The sequence below is a fragment of the Mesorhizobium sp. M4A.F.Ca.ET.022.05.2.1 genome (assembly GCF_003998845.1).
Classification (GTDB): Bacteria; Pseudomonadota; Alphaproteobacteria; order Rhizobiales; family Rhizobiaceae; genus Mesorhizobium.
On record NZ_RZOJ01000654.1, the window covers coordinates 1 to 1970 of the forward strand.

The 1970-nt window shown below is 65.9% G+C and carries 3 protein-coding genes; 2 read left to right on the top strand and 1 reads right to left on the bottom strand.

Annotated elements, in window-relative coordinates:
- A partial coding sequence (locus tag EN745_RS34175) for an MFS transporter (RefSeq protein ID WP_127423268.1) occupies positions 1–302 on the bottom strand: 302 nt, incomplete at its 3' end.
- 112 nt (positions 303–414) lie between these two features.
- Between EN745_RS34175 and EN745_RS34180 the strand changes: the two genes are divergently transcribed.
- Positions 415–1416 carry an ornithine cyclodeaminase family protein gene (locus EN745_RS34180; protein WP_127423269.1) on the top strand — a complete coding sequence of 334 codons (1002 nt, stop codon included), beginning with the start codon at positions 415–417 and terminating at the stop codon, positions 1414–1416.
- Positions 1413–1970: aromatic amino acid lyase (locus EN745_RS34185; protein ID WP_189363255.1), on the top strand; the 558-nt coding region annotated here is incomplete at its 3' end. The genes EN745_RS34180 and EN745_RS34185, both read left to right, overlap by 4 nt.

Genomic DNA, 1970 nt, shown 5'->3' on the forward strand with positions numbered 1-1970 from the left:
AGGGTGAACAGGGCGATGGCGACCAGGAAGACGTTGCGCGCGCCGAAACGGTCGGCAAGCCAGCCGGACAGCGGTACGAACACGGCCATGGCCAGCATGTAAACGGTGATGCCGATGCTCATCGCCACCGCCGGCACGCCGAAGGACTGGCCCATTTGCGGCAGCGACGTCGAGATGATCGTCGAATCCAAGAGCTGCATGAAGAAGGCGACGGCGACGATCAGCGCCACGCGCCGTGCCTGGCGCGCCGGCATGGCTGTCGACGGCTGGGACACCATCGGATTGTCGGGGATACTGCTCATGACGGACCTGCTTTGAACAGCATTGGGCCAGCCTAGTCCAGTGGTTATCCAACAAACTTTTGTGGTGCCTCGCCGCCTGTTATGGGAAAGTGGGCCTAAGAGGGGAAGTGGGATGAAGCCCATCTATATCGACTATCTCAACGCTCTCGATATCGAAGCGCTGGCGATGACCGATGCCGAGATCATTGGCGCGGTCGAGGCCGGCCTCGTTGCCCAGGGCCATGGCCAGACGGTGATCGAGCCGCGCGTCCATCTCGAGCCGGACCCGTCTTTCCACGGCCATTTCAATGTCTTGCGCGGCTATGTGGCGCCGCTCGACGCGGCCGGCGTCAAGATCGTCGGCGACTACGTCGACAACTATCTGCACGGCCTGCCTTCGGAATTCGGCATCCTCAATTTGTTCGATCCACGCACCGGCACGCCGCGCGCCATCCTCGACGCCACCGTCATCACCGACATGCGCACCGGCGCCGTCACCGCCATCGGCGCCAAGCACCTGGCGAAGAAGACAGCCAAGGTGCTCGGCCATATCGGCGCGCGCGGCACCGCCTACTGGAACGTCCGCCTGCTCGACCATCTTTTCGACTTCGACGAGATCCGCGTCCATTCGCGCCGGCCGGAAAGCCGCGATGCTTTCGCGGCGAAACTGTCGGCCGACCTCGGCAAGAAAGTCACCGCGGTCGCCGACTGGAAAAGCTGCGTCGACGGAGCCGACATCGTCGTCGAGGCCTCGCGGCTCAACGAACCGCAGCCGCTGCTCAAGACCGAATGGATCAAGCCGGGCGCGCTGGTGGTGCCCTATGGCACGATGAGCGCGGTGGAGCTGTCCTTGACCGATATCATGGGGAAGATCGTCGTCGACGATTGGGGCCAGTGCAAGAGCGGCAAGTTCGGCTCGCTGCGCGCCCATGTCGAGACCGGGCGGCTGAGCGAGGCGACGTTGCATGCCGAACTCGGCCAGATCGCCGCCCGCCTGAAGCCTGGCCGCCAGGGCGACGACGAGACCATCCTGTTCTGGCATCGCGGCCTGTCGCTCTCAGACATCGCGCTCGGCAAGGCGATGCTGGCCAAGGCCGGCACGCAAGGCGTCGGCCAGAGGCTGCGTTTCGCATGACCCCGCTCGTCCTCACCGGCGCCGGCGTCAGCATCGAGGATGTCGCCGCTGCCGCGCGCAATGCGGCCAAGGTGGAGGTCACGCCCTCCGTCATGGAACACCTGGCCAAGGCGCGCAAAGTCCTCGATGAAGCTGCCGCCGCCGGCCAGCAGATCTACGGCCTGAACACCGGGCTCGGCGCCAATCTCGGCACCGCAGTCGAGGGCGACGCCAGCGCCTTCCAGCGCCAGCTTCTCGATGGGCGCGGCGCCGCCGTGGGTGACGCGTTGCCCATCCAGCTCGTGCGGGCAGCGATGTTTGCTCGTATCGCCATGCTTTCAGCCGGCGGCTCGGGCCTGTCGCCGCATGTGTTCAGCGCGCTGGTCGAAATGCTGAACGCGGGCGTGCATCCGGTGATGCCGGCGCTCGGCTCGATCGGCGCCGGCGACCTGGTGATGATGACGGCGATCGCCCACACGCTGATCGGCGAAGGCGACGCCGATTACCAAAGCCGGCGCATGCCTTCGGCCAAGGCGCTTATGCTGGCGCGCCTCCCTCCTGTCAGCCTGGCGCCG